The organism is Bradyrhizobium sp. USDA 4473 (assembly GCF_054063335.1).
Genome location: NZ_JBSSGE010000001.1, coordinates 7,865,467 through 7,880,152 on the forward strand (window position 1 = coordinate 7,865,467; position 14,686 = coordinate 7,880,152).

General features: G+C 64.4%; 15 protein-coding genes and 1 pseudogene. 1 reads left to right on the forward strand and 15 read right to left on the reverse strand.

Going from position 1 to position 14,686, the window contains the following annotated elements; genetic code table 11:
* Positions 1–44 precede the first annotated feature (44 nt).
* Complete coding sequence (locus ACVW17_RS36850) at positions 45–857, forward strand: tetratricopeptide repeat protein (protein WP_456798798.1); 813 nt, start codon at positions 45–47, stop codon at positions 855–857.
* Between the two features lie 80 nt (positions 858–937).
* Here the strand turns inward: ACVW17_RS36850 and ACVW17_RS36855 are convergent, their stop codons facing one another.
* The 15 genes and pseudogenes from ACVW17_RS36855 to ACVW17_RS36925 all read right to left on the reverse strand — a co-directional run bounded on the left by ACVW17_RS36855 (position 938) and on the right by ACVW17_RS36925 (position 14,685).
* Entirely contained in the window at positions 938–1,657 is a 720-nt protein-coding gene (locus tag ACVW17_RS36855) for a hypothetical protein (protein ID WP_456798799.1), read from the reverse strand.
* Between the two features lie 175 nt (positions 1,658–1,832).
* The gene (locus ACVW17_RS36860; RefSeq protein WP_456749680.1) at positions 1,833–3,599 is read right to left on the reverse strand and encodes an ABC transporter substrate-binding protein; all 1,767 of its coding nucleotides are present in this window, start codon (positions 3,597–3,599) and stop codon (positions 1,833–1,835) included.
* An 85-nt stretch (positions 3,600–3,684) separates the two neighbouring features.
* Positions 3,685–4,011: a DUF2160 domain-containing protein gene (locus tag ACVW17_RS36865; RefSeq protein ID WP_456749681.1), complete on the reverse strand. Its 327-nt coding sequence runs from the start codon at positions 4,009–4,011 to the stop codon at positions 3,685–3,687.
* Positions 4,012–4,077: 66 nt separating this feature from the next.
* Positions 4,078–4,884, reverse strand: a complete 807-nt coding sequence (locus tag ACVW17_RS36870; protein WP_456749682.1) for a carbohydrate ABC transporter permease — start codon at positions 4,882–4,884, stop codon at positions 4,078–4,080.
* A complete protein-coding gene (locus tag ACVW17_RS36875) occupies positions 4,884–5,786 on the reverse strand; it encodes a carbohydrate ABC transporter permease (protein ID WP_456749683.1) in 903 nt (300 codons plus the stop codon). Before ACVW17_RS36875 ends, ACVW17_RS36870 begins: the two co-directional genes overlap by 1 nt.
* Entirely contained in the window at positions 5,786–6,871 is a 1,086-nt protein-coding gene (locus ACVW17_RS36880; RefSeq protein WP_456798800.1) for an ABC transporter ATP-binding protein, read from the reverse strand. Before ACVW17_RS36880 ends, ACVW17_RS36875 begins: the two co-directional genes overlap by 1 nt.
* A gap of 12 nt (positions 6,872–6,883) precedes the next feature.
* A complete protein-coding gene (locus ACVW17_RS36885; protein ID WP_456798801.1) occupies positions 6,884–7,972 on the reverse strand; it encodes an ABC transporter ATP-binding protein in 1,089 nt (362 codons plus the stop codon).
* A complete protein-coding gene (gene glpD, locus ACVW17_RS36890; protein WP_456798802.1) occupies positions 7,969–9,513 on the reverse strand; it encodes a glycerol-3-phosphate dehydrogenase in 1,545 nt (514 codons plus the stop codon). The genes ACVW17_RS36885 and glpD overlap by 4 nt, the downstream gene beginning before the upstream one ends.
* Before the next feature lie 207 nt (positions 9,514–9,720).
* The gene (locus tag ACVW17_RS36895; RefSeq protein WP_456798803.1) at positions 9,721–9,990 is read right to left on the reverse strand and encodes a hypothetical protein; all 270 of its coding nucleotides are present in this window, start codon (positions 9,988–9,990) and stop codon (positions 9,721–9,723) included.
* Positions 9,987–10,274 carry a hypothetical protein gene (locus ACVW17_RS36900; RefSeq protein WP_456798804.1) on the reverse strand — a complete coding sequence of 96 codons (288 nt, stop codon included), beginning with the start codon at positions 10,272–10,274 and terminating at the stop codon, positions 9,987–9,989. The genes ACVW17_RS36895 and ACVW17_RS36900 overlap by 4 nt, the downstream gene beginning before the upstream one ends.
* Positions 10,235–10,753 (reverse strand): hypothetical protein, encoded by a 519-nt coding sequence (locus tag ACVW17_RS36905; RefSeq protein ID WP_456798805.1) that lies wholly within the window; start codon positions 10,751–10,753, stop codon positions 10,235–10,237. Before ACVW17_RS36905 ends, ACVW17_RS36900 begins: the two co-directional genes overlap by 40 nt.
* An 86-nt stretch (positions 10,754–10,839) precedes the next feature.
* Positions 10,840–11,671: pseudogene (locus ACVW17_RS36910) on the reverse strand (DeoR/GlpR family DNA-binding transcription regulator).
* 110 nt (positions 11,672–11,781) lie between these two features.
* Positions 11,782–11,976 (reverse strand): hypothetical protein, encoded by a 195-nt coding sequence (locus ACVW17_RS36915; RefSeq protein WP_456749688.1) that lies wholly within the window; start codon positions 11,974–11,976, stop codon positions 11,782–11,784.
* Between the two features lie 169 nt (positions 11,977–12,145).
* A complete protein-coding gene (locus ACVW17_RS36920) occupies positions 12,146–12,499 on the reverse strand; it encodes an acyl-CoA thioesterase (protein WP_456756270.1) in 354 nt (117 codons plus the stop codon).
* A gap of 89 nt (positions 12,500–12,588) precedes the next feature.
* Entirely contained in the window at positions 12,589–14,685 is a 2,097-nt protein-coding gene (locus tag ACVW17_RS36925) for a 3-hydroxyacyl-CoA dehydrogenase NAD-binding domain-containing protein (RefSeq protein ID WP_456798806.1), read from the reverse strand.
* Position 14,686 lies beyond the last annotated feature (1 nt).

The following is a 14,686-nucleotide window of genomic DNA, read 5'->3' on the forward strand; positions in this document are numbered from 1 at the left end:
ATAGCATGGTGCGTCTCGATAGCATGACACGGTCACATGCGGGAATGAACAAGGACACCGCCGAGGATATCGTTCGACGCGCCACCGCGGCATTCAACAGCGGCCGGCACGACGAGGCGATCGCGCTGTGCGAGGGCGGCCTTGCGCGGCAGCCCGGCGAGCCGATGCTGAGCCATCTGCTGGCCGCCGTGCTGTTCACCAAAGGCGAGCTCGCACCGGCGCGCAGGCATGTCGCGGCGAGCCTGGCAAAGCGGCCCGACAATGCCGCGGCGCAGCTGCTCGCCGCCCGCCTCGCCCGCAGCGACGGCGAATTCGATGCCGCCCTGACCCATCTCGACCGCGCCATCGCGCTCAAGCCGCAGCGCGATGCATTCGTCGAGAAGGCGCGCACGCTGGAGCTTGCCGGCCGCAAGGCGCAGGCGCGCGAGGCCTGGGCGGCGATCCTCAAGGCCATCCCGGAGCATCAGGAGGCCAATGCGCGGCTCGGCCGGTTGGCCTGGGAGGACGGTAACCTCCCCGCGGCGGTGAGCCTGCTCGAGCGGGCGACCACAGGCGCGGCACCGGCCTCGATGTGGTTCGATCTCGGTGTGGCCAGGCAGGATTTGCGCGACCATGACGGCGCTGCACAGGCCTATCGCAGGGCGATCGAGATCAGGCCGGACTACGCCGAAGCGGCACTCAATCTCGGGATCGCATTGCAGGAGGGCGGCGCGCCCGACGCCGCGATGCAGGCCTTCGCGCGCGCCTATGCGCTGCGTCCGCAGCTGTTCGGATCGATCGCGATGGCACTGACCTCGGCGCCGCACGGCCGGCTGTGGCTCGACGAGCGCGCGCTGCGTGCGGCGCTAAGTAACTAAAGCATGATCCGGAAAAGTGTGAAGCGGTTTTCCGAAAAGATCATGCTCAAACAAAGGGCTAAAGCGCGATGACGATTCAACTAAATCTCATCGCGCTTTAGTTTCCCGCGCTTGGCGCGGAAATGCTTGCGGTAGACATTGGGTGCGGCCAGCACCTCGCCGAGAACCTTCGAATAGGCTTCGCGATGCGCGTCGTCGAACGGCTCGAACAGCAGTTCGGGGGCCTGGCGCGGCACCGCGAAGCATTGCACGACCGGCGTGCCCTTCGGCAGCACACCGGAAAAATCGGGCTCACTCCACACCGCCGGGAAATTGATCCCGCCGTCGTGAAACCGGTCGGCGTCGACCAGTCCCGAGATCACGCGGAACGGCAGGTCGTCGCGATTGACCGGATGGGTCGCGAACAGCGACCAGCCCGGCTCGAGCTCGATGGTCCAGAAGCTGTTGAACTTCAGCGCGGCCTGCCCATTGGCAAACGGCGCGCCGGCAAACTGCGCGACGGGATGGAAGCTGAGCGGCGCACGCGGATGGCCCGGTGTTGCGGGTTCGGGAATGTCCCAGTCCCATGCGAACGTGCCGCGCTCGACCCTGACATCGCAAGGCAGCGGGATCATCACGCCATGGGCCATCGCATCGACGAAGGGCGGACATTGCTTGACCGTGCGGATCTCGCGGTCGTGGATCTCCGAATGCGCCTTCGCCGGCATCGCGCGCAGCCAGTCCGGCAATGCAGTGCGGGCCGGGAACGGCCGTGGCAGGTGATCGGCAAGCCGCGAATCGCAGCGAAAAATCATGCGCATGGCGAAACTCCCGGGATCATGATGCAGCGACGGGAGACGCATGATGATCTCATCGCGTCATTTGAGCACAATCGAGCGCCCGCCTCCACACTCCCTGCCCCGGATGCCGGACGGAAAAAAGGCCGGGATTGCTCCCGGCCTTTCGCAGTCTTCGGATGGCGTGGGCTGGTACGCCTTACTTCGCTTCGGCGCGCTTGGGCGGCGAGGCCGGCCACGACTTGATCAGCGTGTCGTAGTCGACCGTCTCACCCTTCGGCTTTTCGTTGGCAAGCTTGCGCTGCGGCGCAATGTTGCCGTCCTTGGCCGACTTGGCGAACCAGTACTCGGCGGTTTCCTTCTTGTTCAGCTTCGGTCCGCAGGCACCCTGCACACCGGACTTCTCAAGACGTTCCATCACCGAATCCTGGGCCGCGGCGAGCGCGTCCATCGCAGCCTGCGGCGTCTTCGCACCGGACGACGCATCGCCGATGTTCTGCCACCACAGCTGCGCCAGCTTCGGATAGTCGGGCACGTTGTTGCCGGTCGGGGTCCACTGCACGCGCGCGGGCGAGCGGTAGAACTCGATCAGGCCGCCGAGCTTCGGCGCACGCTCGGTGAACGACTTGTCCCAGATGTCGGATTCACGGATGAAGGTGAGACCGACATGGCTCTTCTTCAGGCTCGTCGTCTTGGAGACGATGAACTGCAGATAGAGCCAGGCCGCCTTGCGGCGGTCGACCGGGGTCGACTTCAGGAGCGTGGCCGAACCCACGTCCTGGTAGCCGAGCTTCATGCCTTCCTTCCAGTACGAGCCGTGCGGCGACGGGGCCATACGCCACTTCGGCGTACCGTCCGCGTTCATCACGGGCAGTCCGGGCTTCACCATGTCGGCGGTGAAGGCGGTGTACCAGAAGATCTGCTGGGCGATGTTGCCCTGCGAGGGCACCGGGCCCGACTCGGAGAAGGTCATGCCCTGCGCCTGCGGCGGAGCATACTTCTTCATCCAGTCGAGATACTTGACGATCGAATAGACCGACGCCGGGCCGTTGACGTCGCCGCCACGCTCGACCGACGAGCCGACCGGACGGCAGCCTTCCATGCGGATGCCCCATTCGTCGACCGGCAGGCCGTTCGGAAGACCCTTGTCGCCGTTGCCGGCCATCGACAGCCAGGCGTCGGTGAAACGCCAGCCGAGCGAGGGATCCTTCTTGCCGTAGTCCATGTGGCCATAGACGCGGACGCCGTTGATTTCCTTGACGTCGTTGGTGAAGAACTCGGCGATGTCCTCATAGGCCGACCAGTTCACGGGAACGCCGAGATCGTAGCCGTACTTGGCCTTGAACTTGGCCTTGTAGTCCGGGTTGGTGAACCAGTCGTAGCGGAACCAATAGAGGTTCGCGAACTGCTGGTCGGGCAGTTGGTAGAGGTGACCATTCGGTGCCGTGGTGAACGACTTGCCGATGAAGTCGTCGACGTCGAGCATCGGATCGGTGACGTCCTTGGCTTCGCCCTTCATCCATTCGGTCAGGTCGACGGCCTGGCCATAGCGGAAGTGGGTGCCGATGAAGTCGGAGTCGTTGATCCAGCCGTCATAGACGTTCTTGCCGGACTGCATCTGGGTCTGGATCTTCTCGACGACGTCACCTTCCTGGATGATGTCGTGCTTGACCTTGATGCCGGTGATCTCCTCGAACGCCTTGGCGAGCGTGCGGGATTCGTACTCGTGGGTGGTCAGGGTTTCGGAGACGACGTTGATCTCCATGCCCTTGAAGGGGGCAGCGGCCTTGATGAACCACTGCATCTCCTTCATCTGGTCGTCCTTGGAGAGGGTCGACGGCTGAAATTCGCTGTCGATCCACTTCTTGGCGGCCGCCTCGTCGGCGCGGGCCGGCGCGACAAGAGTGACCGATGCTGCGACGAGCGCGACCGCGCTGGTCATCGTCAAAAGCTTTTCTTTAGTCATTCGTAAATGTCGCATTAGATTCCTCCGGTTGCAGCGACTAAATCCAGGCCCGGGTAGACCCCGGATCTGCTCTTTTTCGCGTTCTTCAGACGGTGCGAAAGATCACCACGGCTGAAAGAAGCGAAATTACCGTTCCGAGCCACAGACTCGAAATCTCGACGCCCTCGCCAATCGGCAGGCTGAAAATCGGATCGGTGCCGACCAGGCCGATCCACACCAGGTGGATGACGGCGGCGAGCACCAGCGAGACGAACAGGCGATCGCCACGCGTGGTCGGAATCCGCAGCACGCCGACCCGCTCCGCCTCGGGATAGGCGATCGCAAGCCAGGTCATCATTCCGAGCGTGCAGGCAAGCAGCACGAAGAAGATAGCGGTGGGCCAGGTCCATGCCATCCATGCGATGCTGTCCATGATCTTACTCCTTGCGCATGATCCGGTCCGAAAACCGGCTTCCACTTTTCGGGATCATGCGCCCTCCTAGACCCGGCCGAGCGCGAAGCCGCGCGCGATGTAGTTGCGGACGAACCAGATCACGAGTGCGCCTGGGATGATGGTGAGCACGCCGGCCGCGGCAAGCAGGCCCCAGTCCATGCCGGCGGCCGACACCGTCCGCGTCATGACAGCGGAGATCGGCTTGGCGGCAACCGACGTCAGCGTGCGCGCCAGCAGCAGCTCGACCCAGGAGAACATGAAGCAGAAGAACGCGGCGACGCCGATGCCGCTCGCGATCAGCGGCACCAGGATCTTGACGAAGAAGCGCGGAAACGAATAGCCGTCGAGGAAGGCGGTCTCGTCGATCTCGCGCGGCACGCCGGAGACGAAGCCTTCGAGAATCCACACCGCCAGCGGCACGTTGAAGATGCAGTGCGCCAGCGCCACCGCCCACGGCGTATCGAACAGGCCGATCGCCGAATAGAGGTTGAAGAACGGCAGCGCGTAGACCGCCGCCGGCGCCATGCGGTTGGACAGCAGCCAGAAGAACAGATGTTTGTCGCCGAGGAAGCGGTAGCGCGAGAATGCATAGGCCGCCGGCAACGCCACCGCGATCGAGATCACGGTGTTGATGACGACATATTCCAACGAATTGATGTAGCCGGAATACCAGCTCTCGTCGGTGAAGATCCGCTTGTAGTGCTGCAGCGTCGGCGCATGCGGCCACAGCGTCATCGACGAGATGATCTCGGCGTTGGTCTTGAAGCTCATGTTGACGAGCCAGTAGATCGGCAACAGCAGGAAGATCAGGAACAGCGCCATGATCAGGCGGCGGCCGGGGATCGAATGCATCACGCCGCTCCTCCCTTGACCGGTCGCTCGGCGCCGGCATTGGTCATCACGGTGTAGAACACCCAGCACACGATCAGGATGATCAGATTGTAGACCAGCGACAGCGCAGCCGCCTTGCCGAGGTCGAACTGGCCGAGCGCGATCTTGACGAGCTCGATCGAGATGAAGGTCGTCGAGTTGCCGGGACCGCCGCCGGTGACCACGAACGGCTCGGTGTAGATCATGAAGCTATCCATGAAGCGCAGCAGCACCGCGATCAAGAGCACGCGGTTCATCTTGGGCAGCTGGATCGCCTTGAACACCGCCCAGCGCGACGCGCCGTCGATCTGCGCCGCCTGGTAATAGGCGTCGGGGATCGACTTCAGGCCGGCGTAGCAGAGCAGCGCGACAAGGCTGGTCCAGTGCCAGACGTCCATCACGATGACCGTGACCCAGGCATCGACCTCATTGGAGACGTAGTTGTAGTTGAACCCGAGATGGTTCAGCACATAGCCGAGCAGGCCGATATCGGGCCGGCCGAAGATCTGCCAGATGGTGCCGACCACGTTCCACGGAATCAGAAGCGGCAGCGCGAGGATGACGAGGCAGGCTGCGACGCTCCAGCCTTCGCGCGGCATCGACAGCGCGACGACGATGCCGAGCGGCACCTCGATCGCGAGGATCACGGCGGAGAAGAACAGGTTGCGGCCGAGCGAAGCCAGGAAGCGACCGCCGAGATCGGTCGAGGGATCGAGCAGCTCCTTGAACCAGCCGACGCCGTTCCAGAAGAACTGGTTGTTGCCGAAGGTATCCTGCATCGAATAGTTCACGACCGTCATCAGCGGCAGCACCGCCGAGAACGCGACCACCAGGAACACCGGCAGCACCAGGAACCAGGCTTTTTGGTTGATGGTCTTGTCCATCAGGCGACCCCTTCCACCAAATGGCTGTCGGCATAGACGTGGACGTAAGCGGGATTGAAGATCAGGCCGGCGGTATCTTCGGAGACCGAGAAGCCCGGCGGCACGCGCGCCGCGAGTTTGGTGTTGCCGACGCGGACACGGGCAAACTGGATCCGGCCGAGATCGTCGATCCGCTCGATCTTCGCCGACAGCAGCCCCGATGCGGGCGCTGCGACATCGACGAATTCCGGCCGCACGCCGATCTCGATCTTCGCAGCCTTCGGCAGCACACCATAGTTGCGATGCAGGCCGATGACATGGCCGTCGATCCGCGCCTCGTGGCCCGAGACCTCGGCGGGTACGATGTTCATGCCGGGCGAGCCGATGAAGTACCCGACGAAAGTGTGCTCCGGCTTGTCGAACAATTCGGCCGGCGTACCGCTCTGCACCACGCGGCCGTCATGCATGACGACCACGGTATCGGCGAAGGTCAGCGCTTCGGTCTGGTCGTGGGTAACGTAGATCATCGTGAGGTCGAGCTCGCGATGCAGCGCCTTCAGTTTCGAGCGCAGCTGCCATTTCAGCTCGGGATCGATCACCGTCAGCGGCTCGTCGAACAAGACGGCGGCGACGTCGGAACGCACCAGGCCGCGGCCGAGCGAGATCTTCTGCTTGGCGTCGGCGGTGAGCCGCGTCGCCTTGCGGTTCAGATAGGGCGTGAGATCGAGCAGGTCGGCGATCTGCTTGACCCGCGCATCGACCTCGGCCCTGGCAACGCCGCGGTTCTTCAGCGGGAAGGCCAGGTTCTCGCCCACCGTCATGGTGTCGTAGATGACCGGGAACTGGAACACCTGCGCGATGTTGCGCTTCTGCGTCGACAGCGGCGTGATGTCACGGCCGTCGAACAGGATCTTGCCGCGCGACGGCGTCACGATGCCGGAAATGAGATTGAGCAGCGTGGTCTTGCCGCAGCCGGACGGCCCGAGCAGCGCGTAGGCGCCGCCCTGCCGCCAGGTCATGGTGACCGGCTTCAACGCGAAGGATTCCAGCGGCGCGTCATTGCCGTTGTAGGACTGCGCGAGATCGACGAGGTCAATGCGGGCCATGAAGCATCTCCCTCACTTCGAGAAATTGGTTGCGGGTGAAGCGACGAGGCGATCGGCCGCGTCGAACACGAAGATGTCGTCGGGATCGAGCGCGGCGTCGAGCACCTGCCCGGGTTCATATTCATGCACGCCGTGCAGCACCGCGACCCAGTTCGAGCCATGGACATGGACGTGTACGAAGCTCTCCGAGCCGGTGATCTCGGTCACCGTCACGGTGGCAGCGAATTTATGGCGGCCGGCCGCGGCGCTGCCGACCTCGAGCTGGTGCGCGCGGAAACCGGTCCGGTAGGCGCCGTCAGGCAGACCGGCATAGAGCCCGGTCGCGGGCGCCTGCTCGCCGCCGGCATAGATCACGAGATCACCCCTCTTCTCGATGCCGATGACATTGAGCGGCGGATCGGAGAACACCTGCGCGACGCGCAGCGTGTCGGGATGGCGGTAGACCTTCGGCGTCGCGCCGGTCTGCAGCGCCTGGCCTTCCCACATGCAGACCGTGTCGCCGCCGAGCAGCAGCGCTTCCGACGGTTCGGTGGTGGCATAGACGAAGATCGCGCCCGACGCCTCGAAGATGCGCGGCAGCTCGGCGCGCAGCTCCTCGCGCAGCTTGTAATCGAGATTGGCGAGCGGCTCGTCGAGCAGCACGAGGTCGGCGCCCTTGACCAGCGCGCGCGCGATCGCGGTACGCTGCTGCTGGCCGCCGGAGAGTTGCAGCGGCGTGCGCTTCAGGAACGGCTCGAGCCGCAGCAGGGCGGCCGCTTCCGCAACCCGCCTCTCGATCTCGACCTTCGGCTTGCCCTGTACGCGCAACGGCGAAGCGATGTTCTCATAGACCGTCAGCGAGGGATAGTTGATGAACTGCTGATAGACCATCGCGACCGAGCGCTGCCGCACGTCGGCGCCGGTGACATCCTTGCCGTCGACCAGCACGCGGCCGGAGGCCGGCTTGTCGAGGCCGGCGAGCAGCCGCATGATCGAGGTCTTGCCCGACAGCGTCGGCCCGAGCAGCACACTGAGCGTGCCACGCTCCAGCGTCAGCGACACATCGCGGATGGTCGGAACGCCATCCACGGTTCGCGTGACGTTCTGCAGTGCAACGCTCATACCCGTCCTCCCGCTTCGCGGAGGGGACGTTCACCGGACACGCGGTTGGCGGCCATCCACTCGTCGAGCGCGGCGATTTCACCCGCCGTCATCCGCAAGCCCAGCTTGGATCGTCGCCAGACGACATCTTCCGCAGTCCGAGCCCATTCGTTCGCCATCAGGTACCGGACTTCACCCTCCGTCAAGGTGGCGCCGAAGCATCGGCCGAGATCTTCGGCCGATGCTGCGTTGCCCAATACCTTGCTGGCACGCGTGCCGTAGGCATGCGCGAGACGATTGGCGTGCGGCTGCGCGAGGAACGGATAGGTGCGAACCAGTTCGGCGCTCAGCGCGGCGACCGCCGACACGTCCATGTCGCCGCCGGGCAGCGGCGCCTTGCCGGTCCATCCCTCCTGCGCCTTTGTGCCGCGGAGATAGGGCGACAGCCGCTGCAGCGCCTCTTCGGAGAGGCGGCGATAGGTCGTGATCTTGCCGCCATAGATCGAGAGCAGCGGCGCGCCACCGGGCGTATCGAGCTCGAACACATAGTCGCGGGTCGCGGCCTTGGCCTCGCTCGCGCCATCGTCATAGAGCGGACGCACGCCGGAGTAGTTCCAGACCACGTCCTCGGGCTTCACCGGCTTGGCGAGATACTCGCTAGCGGAGGCGCAGAGATACTCGATCTCCTCCTGCGTCGCCTTCACCTTGGCCGGATCGCCGTCATAGTCGCGATCGGTGGTGCCGATCAGCGAGAAATCGTTCTGATAGGGGATCACGAAGATGATGCGGCCGTCGGCGTTCTGGAAGATGTAGGCGCGGTCGTGATCGTAGAGCTTGGGCACCACGATGTGCGATCCCTGCACCAGCCGCACCTTGGCGCGCGCATTGACGCCGACGCCTGACGCCAGCACCTGTTCGACCCAGGGACCGCCGGCATTGACCAGCACGCGGGCCTTGATCGTCTCGCGCGAACCGCTGGTCGTATCCTCGACCGTGACGTGCCAGATGCCGTCGACCTGCCTGATCTCGACCGCGCGGGTGCGGGTGCGGATCTCGGCGCCGCGATCGGCTGCGTCGCGCGCGGTCAGTGCCACCAGCCGCGCGTCGTCGACGAAGCAATCGGAATATTCGAAACCCTTGGTGTAGCGGCCCGGGATCAGCGGCTTGCCGACCACGTCGCGCGCAAGGTCCACCGAGCGCGTCGCCGGCAGCAGATGCCGGCCGCCGATATGATCGTAGAGAAACAGGCCGAGCCGCAGCAGCCAGGCCGGACGCAGGCCGGCGTGGTGCGGCAAGACGAAACGCAGCGGACGAATGATGTGGGGCGCGATCTGCCAGAGGATCTCGCGCTCGATCAGCGCCTCGCGCACCAAACGAAACTCGTAATATTCGAGATAGCGCAGACCGCCATGCACGAGCTTGGTCGACCAGGACGAAGTCCCGCTGGCCAAGTCATTCATTTCACAAAGGAAAACGGAGTTACCCCGGCCCGCCGCATCGCGCGCGATGCCGCAGCCATTAACGCCGCCTCCGATGATGGCGAGGTCGTAAATTCGATCCAAAGAACGCTTCCCCCGGCAACCGTTTTCGCTTTGACGGTTTTACTTTCGAATTGAAGTAGATCACAACCAAAAACGAAAGCAAAGCGAAAATGGGGAACTTTAGCTGGGGATTTTTTGGGCGGAATGCACGCGGCGGGGGCGTTTGGGGAGACCAGACCGGCCGCGCGACGCTTGAAGTGGCGCCATGCAGGACGAGTGGTTGGTTGGTCAGAGACGCCGTTGCGATCGTCCGGCACGCAATTCCGGCAATGCCTGCTCCGGATCGTAGGTGCGGCGAACTTCACCGCCCACTCGCTTCGCACACGCGCGGCTGTCGCGCACAAACCAAACGGCAAGCGCTAGCACGCCGGTCGCCGCAAGCAATGCATGACCGCTGGCAAACAGCACGTAGAGGACCAAGGATGCGACGAAGAGGATCGCATACCATTTGAAGGCGAAGCGGAAATAGATTCGCGCGACGGAGCGATCCCTGCTCACCGGATCGCCCGATTGCTGGGCAGCGACGCCGACATCACGAGAAAGAACAGCGGCGCAAGGACGAAGACAACGACGTAGGCCCACATATATCCGCCGCCGAGTGCCACTTGCAGGCCGCTGTAGGTCGATGATTTTCGATGCGTCAGGATCACCCAGAATCCAAAGCCGAACAGCGGCAACAGGAGGTAACGCCACTCCTCGCGCCAATTGCGCATGATGGTCGGCAGATCGGCAAGTAGAGCGATCACAAACAGCGAGAAGGTGACGGCGTAGAACGAGACCAAAGGCAGGCATCGATCGACATCGGAATGCCATCCGCAAACAGGCTGCCAGGCGACGCCATCGCGAACAGCCGCATGTCAAAGGCCATCGTCTGGCCAAGCCAGAACAAGACGATCGCAACCGCGCCGATTGCCGCCTGCGCGAGGAACGCCCCGCTTGCGATGCGCTGACACAGCGATCCCGCGAGAGAGACCCGTAACAATGCAACGAGCACGGTCCGGGGGCGCCCATCCCGCTCGGCCCGTGCCGACAGCTCGGCCATTTCACCGCTAGCCGCGCGACGGTAGGCACGGGCGAGCGCACCTTCCGGGGACGGCCGTGCCTCGCCGTTGAGGGCGCTCATCACGACACGCGCAGACACGCCACTAGCCAGGGCCGTTGCAAACGCGGCCGACATGCTGAAACCGAGGGCAAACGAAATCACGGCAAACATCGCCGCGATACCCAACGACGTGACGATCTTGAATTGCGTGCTGACCAACGAACCGCTCTACCTCGAGCAAGGCTACAGGGAACGGTAAAAGGCGTCCGAAACAGGTTCGCTAAAAATTGAGCGATCGAACGCGTTTACGCGCTACGCAATGTCGCAGGCGCGGCCTCGGTTGCGTTGTCGTCGATATCGACGGCCGGCTTGTCCATCGCGACGACCACCTCGATACCGCGGCTGTGACAGATGTTGGCGAGGCCTGCGGGGAGCGGCGAATCGGTGACGAAGGTCTGGATCTGGCTCATATGCGCGATGCGCACCGGCGCGCTGCGGCGGAGCTTGGTCGCATCCGACACCAGCATGACCGTTGCGCGCATTGGCGATGATCGCCTGCGCGACCTGCACCTCGCGATAGTCGAAGTCGAGCAGCGCGCCCTCCTCGTCGATCGCCGATGCGCCGATGATGGCGTAGTCGACCTTGAACTGGCCGATCAGCTGCGTCGCGGTGGAGCCGACCACGGCACCGTCGGCGCGGCGCACCGTGCCGCCGGCCACCACCACCTCGATACGCGGATGGCGATAGAGCAGCATCGCGACATTGAGGTTGTTGGTGATGACGAGCAGGTCCTCATGCGAGGTCAGCGCGCTGGCGACCTCTTCCGTCGTGGTGCCGATATTGATGAACAGCGAGCAGCCGTTCGGAATCCGCGCCGCCGCGGCGGCGCCGATCGCCTTCTTCTCCTCGGCGGCGACGAAGCGGCGCGCCTCATAGGCGAGGTTCTCGACACCGGAGGCGATGATCGCGCCGCCATGGATTCGGGTCAGCGACCGCTCGTCGCACAGATCGTTGAGGTCCTTGCGGATGGTCTGAGCCGACACCTCGAATCGCTTGGCGAGGTCTTCGACCATGACCCGGCCAAAAGCACGCGCGATGTTGAGGATTTCAGTCTGGCGGTGGGAGAGTCCGGCCACGGCGGCCCCCTTGAAACGGCGACTCGCCCATGGTGCGACCGTTCGGCGCGGAGGTCAACGTGCGGGGAACGGCGCGCCCGCGTCAGGGTCATTGCTCCGCAGCGTAACGGCTACGACGCCAGTTGCAACGTGTCGCCGGCGAGGAGCCGGCGCGCCGCGCGCTCGGCCTCACGCGCGTTACGGAAGATATGGCCCTCAAGCCGGGAAAAAAGTTGCGATGCAGCAAAGAACTGATAGCCGCGTTTATCGCGCACCACGATACCCGCGGTCTTCGAACTCACTTCGATCACGTAACTGTCGGACATTGTTAGCCTCGGTTCTTATTCCGGGCCGATAACCGAGGCGATACGGATTTGTTCCTGGTCGCTGCTGCGGCAACATGCGCTGCGGCGTAATAGTTCTGAGGCGATCCAATCCTGCCTTCAGTTTTGATTTGGCCGGTCGCAGGGATGATTCGGCACCCCCTAGACCGCGTCATGTGGCGATCGTCGCGCCATCGCGCTGGATCGGCTGCGGATGGCCCTGGTCGTCGATCGAGACGTAGGTGAAATTGCCGTCGGTGACAAGGATCGATTGCTGCTCGCGGCGGCGCAGCACCCAGGCTTCGAGATGCACCGTGATCGAGGTGCGGCCGACGCGCACCAGATTGGCGTGCACCGAGACGAGGTCGCCGACATAGACCGCCTTGCGAAAATTCATCGCCTCGATCGCGACCGTCACGGTGCGGGACTTCGCCACCTTGCCCGCGAACACGCCGCCGCCGAGGTCCATCTGGCTGAGCAGCCAGCCGCCGAAGATATCGCCATTGGCGTTGGTGTCGGCCGGCATCGCCAGCGTGCGGATGCAGAGATCGCCCTGCGGTTCGTTGCCGCTGATCGGCGGCGCGTGAACGTGAGTGTCGGTTGCTTGCGAGTCGGTCACTTGAAAGCCTCCCAGCCGGGATCCGGGGCAAACCGCCCGCCGAACTTGCGCATCAGCGCCTGCATCGTCGACACGACATTATCGACGCCACGGGTCCGCGCATAATTGAGCGGACCGCCGCGGAACGGGGCATAGCCGGTGCCGAAGATCATCGCGCCGTCGACCATGTCGGCATTGTCGACGATGCCTTCGCGCAAGGCGGCGACGCAGACATTCGAGATCGGCAGCACCAGGCGGTCGATCATCTCGTCGCTGACCTTCGGACCGGTCTCCGGCAGCGGCGCCTTCTCCGCCTTGCCGTTCTTCCAGCTGTAAAAGCCCTTGCCGGTCTTGCGGCCGAGCTCGCCCTTGGCGACTTTTTCGCGCAACCATGCAGGCGTCGGCGGCAAGGCGTCGCCGAACTTCGAGCGCAGCATGTCGCCGACGTCGAGGCAGATGTCGAGGCCGACCTGGTCGGCGAGCTCGATCGGCCCCATCGGCATGCCGAACTCGATCGCCGCCGCGTCGATCAGGCGCTGGTCGGTCTTCTCGTCCAGCATCATCATCGCTTCCAGCATGTAGGGCGTCAGCGCGCGGTTGACGAGGAAGCCCGGCGAGCTCTTCACCGGCAGCGGCAGGCGATCGATGGCGCCGACAAAGGCCAGCGCCTCCTTCAGCATCGCGGAATCGGTGCCGTCATGGCTGACCACCTCGACGAGTTGCAGCCGCGACACCGGATTGAAGAAGTGCAGGCCGAGCAGCCGCTCCGGTCGTGCCAGCGTGGTGCGCAGATCCTGCAGCGGAATGCTCGAGGTGTTGGTGGCGAGGATCGCGCCCGGCTTCATCTTCGGCTCAAGGCCAGCGTAAACCTTCTGCTTCAGCTCGAGCTTTTCCGGCACCGCCTCGATGATCACGTCCGCATTGCGGACGCCTTCGCCGTCCATGTCGGGGATCAGCCGGTCCAGCGCGTCGCGCTGGTCGATCTTCTTGCGCATGATCTTGCCGAACAGCTCCGACGCCCGCTTCATCGCGCCCGCGATCGGCTCGGCCTTCATGTCGGCGAGCGTGACGCGCATATCCTGGTTGGCGCACCAGGCCGCGATGTCGCCGCCCATCGCGCCGGCGCCGATGACGTGGACGTGCGCAACCTTGTTGCCGGAGCCTGCCACCTTCTTCATCTGCTCACGCAGGAAGAACACGCGGATCAAATTCTGCGCGGTCGGCGTCACCATCAAATTGGCGAACGACGCCTTCTCCGCATTCAGCATCGCCGAGCGGTTGCCGGCGTGCTTCTCCCAGAGATCGATCAGCGCGTAGGGCGCCGGATAATGCTTGCGCGGCGCCGCCTTCCCGGCCTCGCTGCGCATCCGCGACGCCAGCAAGCCCCTGGCCGGCCCCGAATTGAGCAGCGAGTTGAGCACACCGGGCTTGGCGCGCTTCAGCCGGCCGAACACCGCATCCTTCACCGCATTGCGGACGTGGCGTTCCTGCGTCACGGCATCGACCAGGCCGAGCGCCTTGGCGCGGCGCGCGTCAATGGTTCTGCCGGTCAGCATCAGGGTCATCGCCTGCATCGGATTGACCAGCTCGGTGAAGCGCACCGTGCCGCCGAGGCCGGGATGCAGGCCCAGCATCACCTCGGGGAAGCCGAACCGGGCATCGTCGATCGCGATCCGCATCTGGCAGGCCAGCGCGACCTCGAGGCCGCCGCCGAGGCAGAAGCCGTGAATGACCGCGACCGAGGGCACGCGCAACGCCTCGAGCCGATCGATCACCGCGTGCGCGCGTCCGATCGCGGTCTCGACTGTGCTGGGATCGCTGGCGCCGCGAAACTCATTGACGTCGGCGCCGGCGATGAAGCCGCTCTTTTTCGCCGAGCGCACCACGAGGCCGGTCGGCCGCTGGCTCTCCAGCGCCGTGACGATGGCGTCGAGCTCCTCGAGCAGATCGGCCGACAGCGTGTTGGCGCTGGCGCCGGCGCGATCGAACAGCAGCCAGGCGATGCCGTCCGCGTCCCGCGTCAGCTTGAAATTCTTGTACGGGCTGTCGGCGGCCGGGGGCGGCCCGAGTTCGAGCACGCGGTCGGCGAGAAGGTCCATGATCCGTGAATCCATG

Bases quoted from the DNA above. Each gene is read 5' to 3' on its own strand.
- ACVW17_RS36850 (WP_456798798.1), top strand. From the start codon at position 45: ATGAACAAGGACACCGCCGAGGATATCGTTCGACGCGCCACCGCGGCA.
- ACVW17_RS36855 (WP_456798799.1), bottom strand. From the start codon at position 1,657: ATGCGCATGATTTTTCGCTGCGATTCGCGGCTTGCCGATCACCTGCCA.
- ACVW17_RS36860 (WP_456749680.1), bottom strand. From the start codon at position 3,599: ATGACTAAAGAAAAGCTTTTGACGATGACCAGCGCGGTCGCGCTCGTC.
- ACVW17_RS36865 (WP_456749681.1), bottom strand. From the start codon at position 4,011: ATGGACAGCATCGCATGGATGGCATGGACCTGGCCCACCGCTATCTTC.
- ACVW17_RS36870 (WP_456749682.1), bottom strand. From the start codon at position 4,884: ATGCATTCGATCCCCGGCCGCCGCCTGATCATGGCGCTGTTCCTGATC.
- ACVW17_RS36875 (WP_456749683.1), bottom strand. From the start codon at position 5,786: ATGGACAAGACCATCAACCAAAAAGCCTGGTTCCTGGTGCTGCCGGTG.
- ACVW17_RS36880 (WP_456798800.1), bottom strand. From the start codon at position 6,871: ATGGCCCGCATTGACCTCGTCGATCTCGCGCAGTCCTACAACGGCAAT.
- ACVW17_RS36885 (WP_456798801.1), bottom strand. From the start codon at position 7,972: ATGAGCGTTGCACTGCAGAACGTCACGCGAACCGTGGATGGCGTTCCG.
- ACVW17_RS36915 (WP_456749688.1), bottom strand. From the start codon at position 11,976: ATGTCCGACAGTTACGTGATCGAAGTGAGTTCGAAGACCGCGGGTATC.
- ACVW17_RS36920 (WP_456756270.1), bottom strand. From the start codon at position 12,499: ATGCCGGCCGACACCAACGCCAATGGCGATATCTTCGGCGGCTGGCTG.
- ACVW17_RS36925 (WP_456798806.1), bottom strand. From the start codon at position 14,685: ATGGATTCACGGATCATGGACCTTCTCGCCGACCGCGTGCTCGAACTC.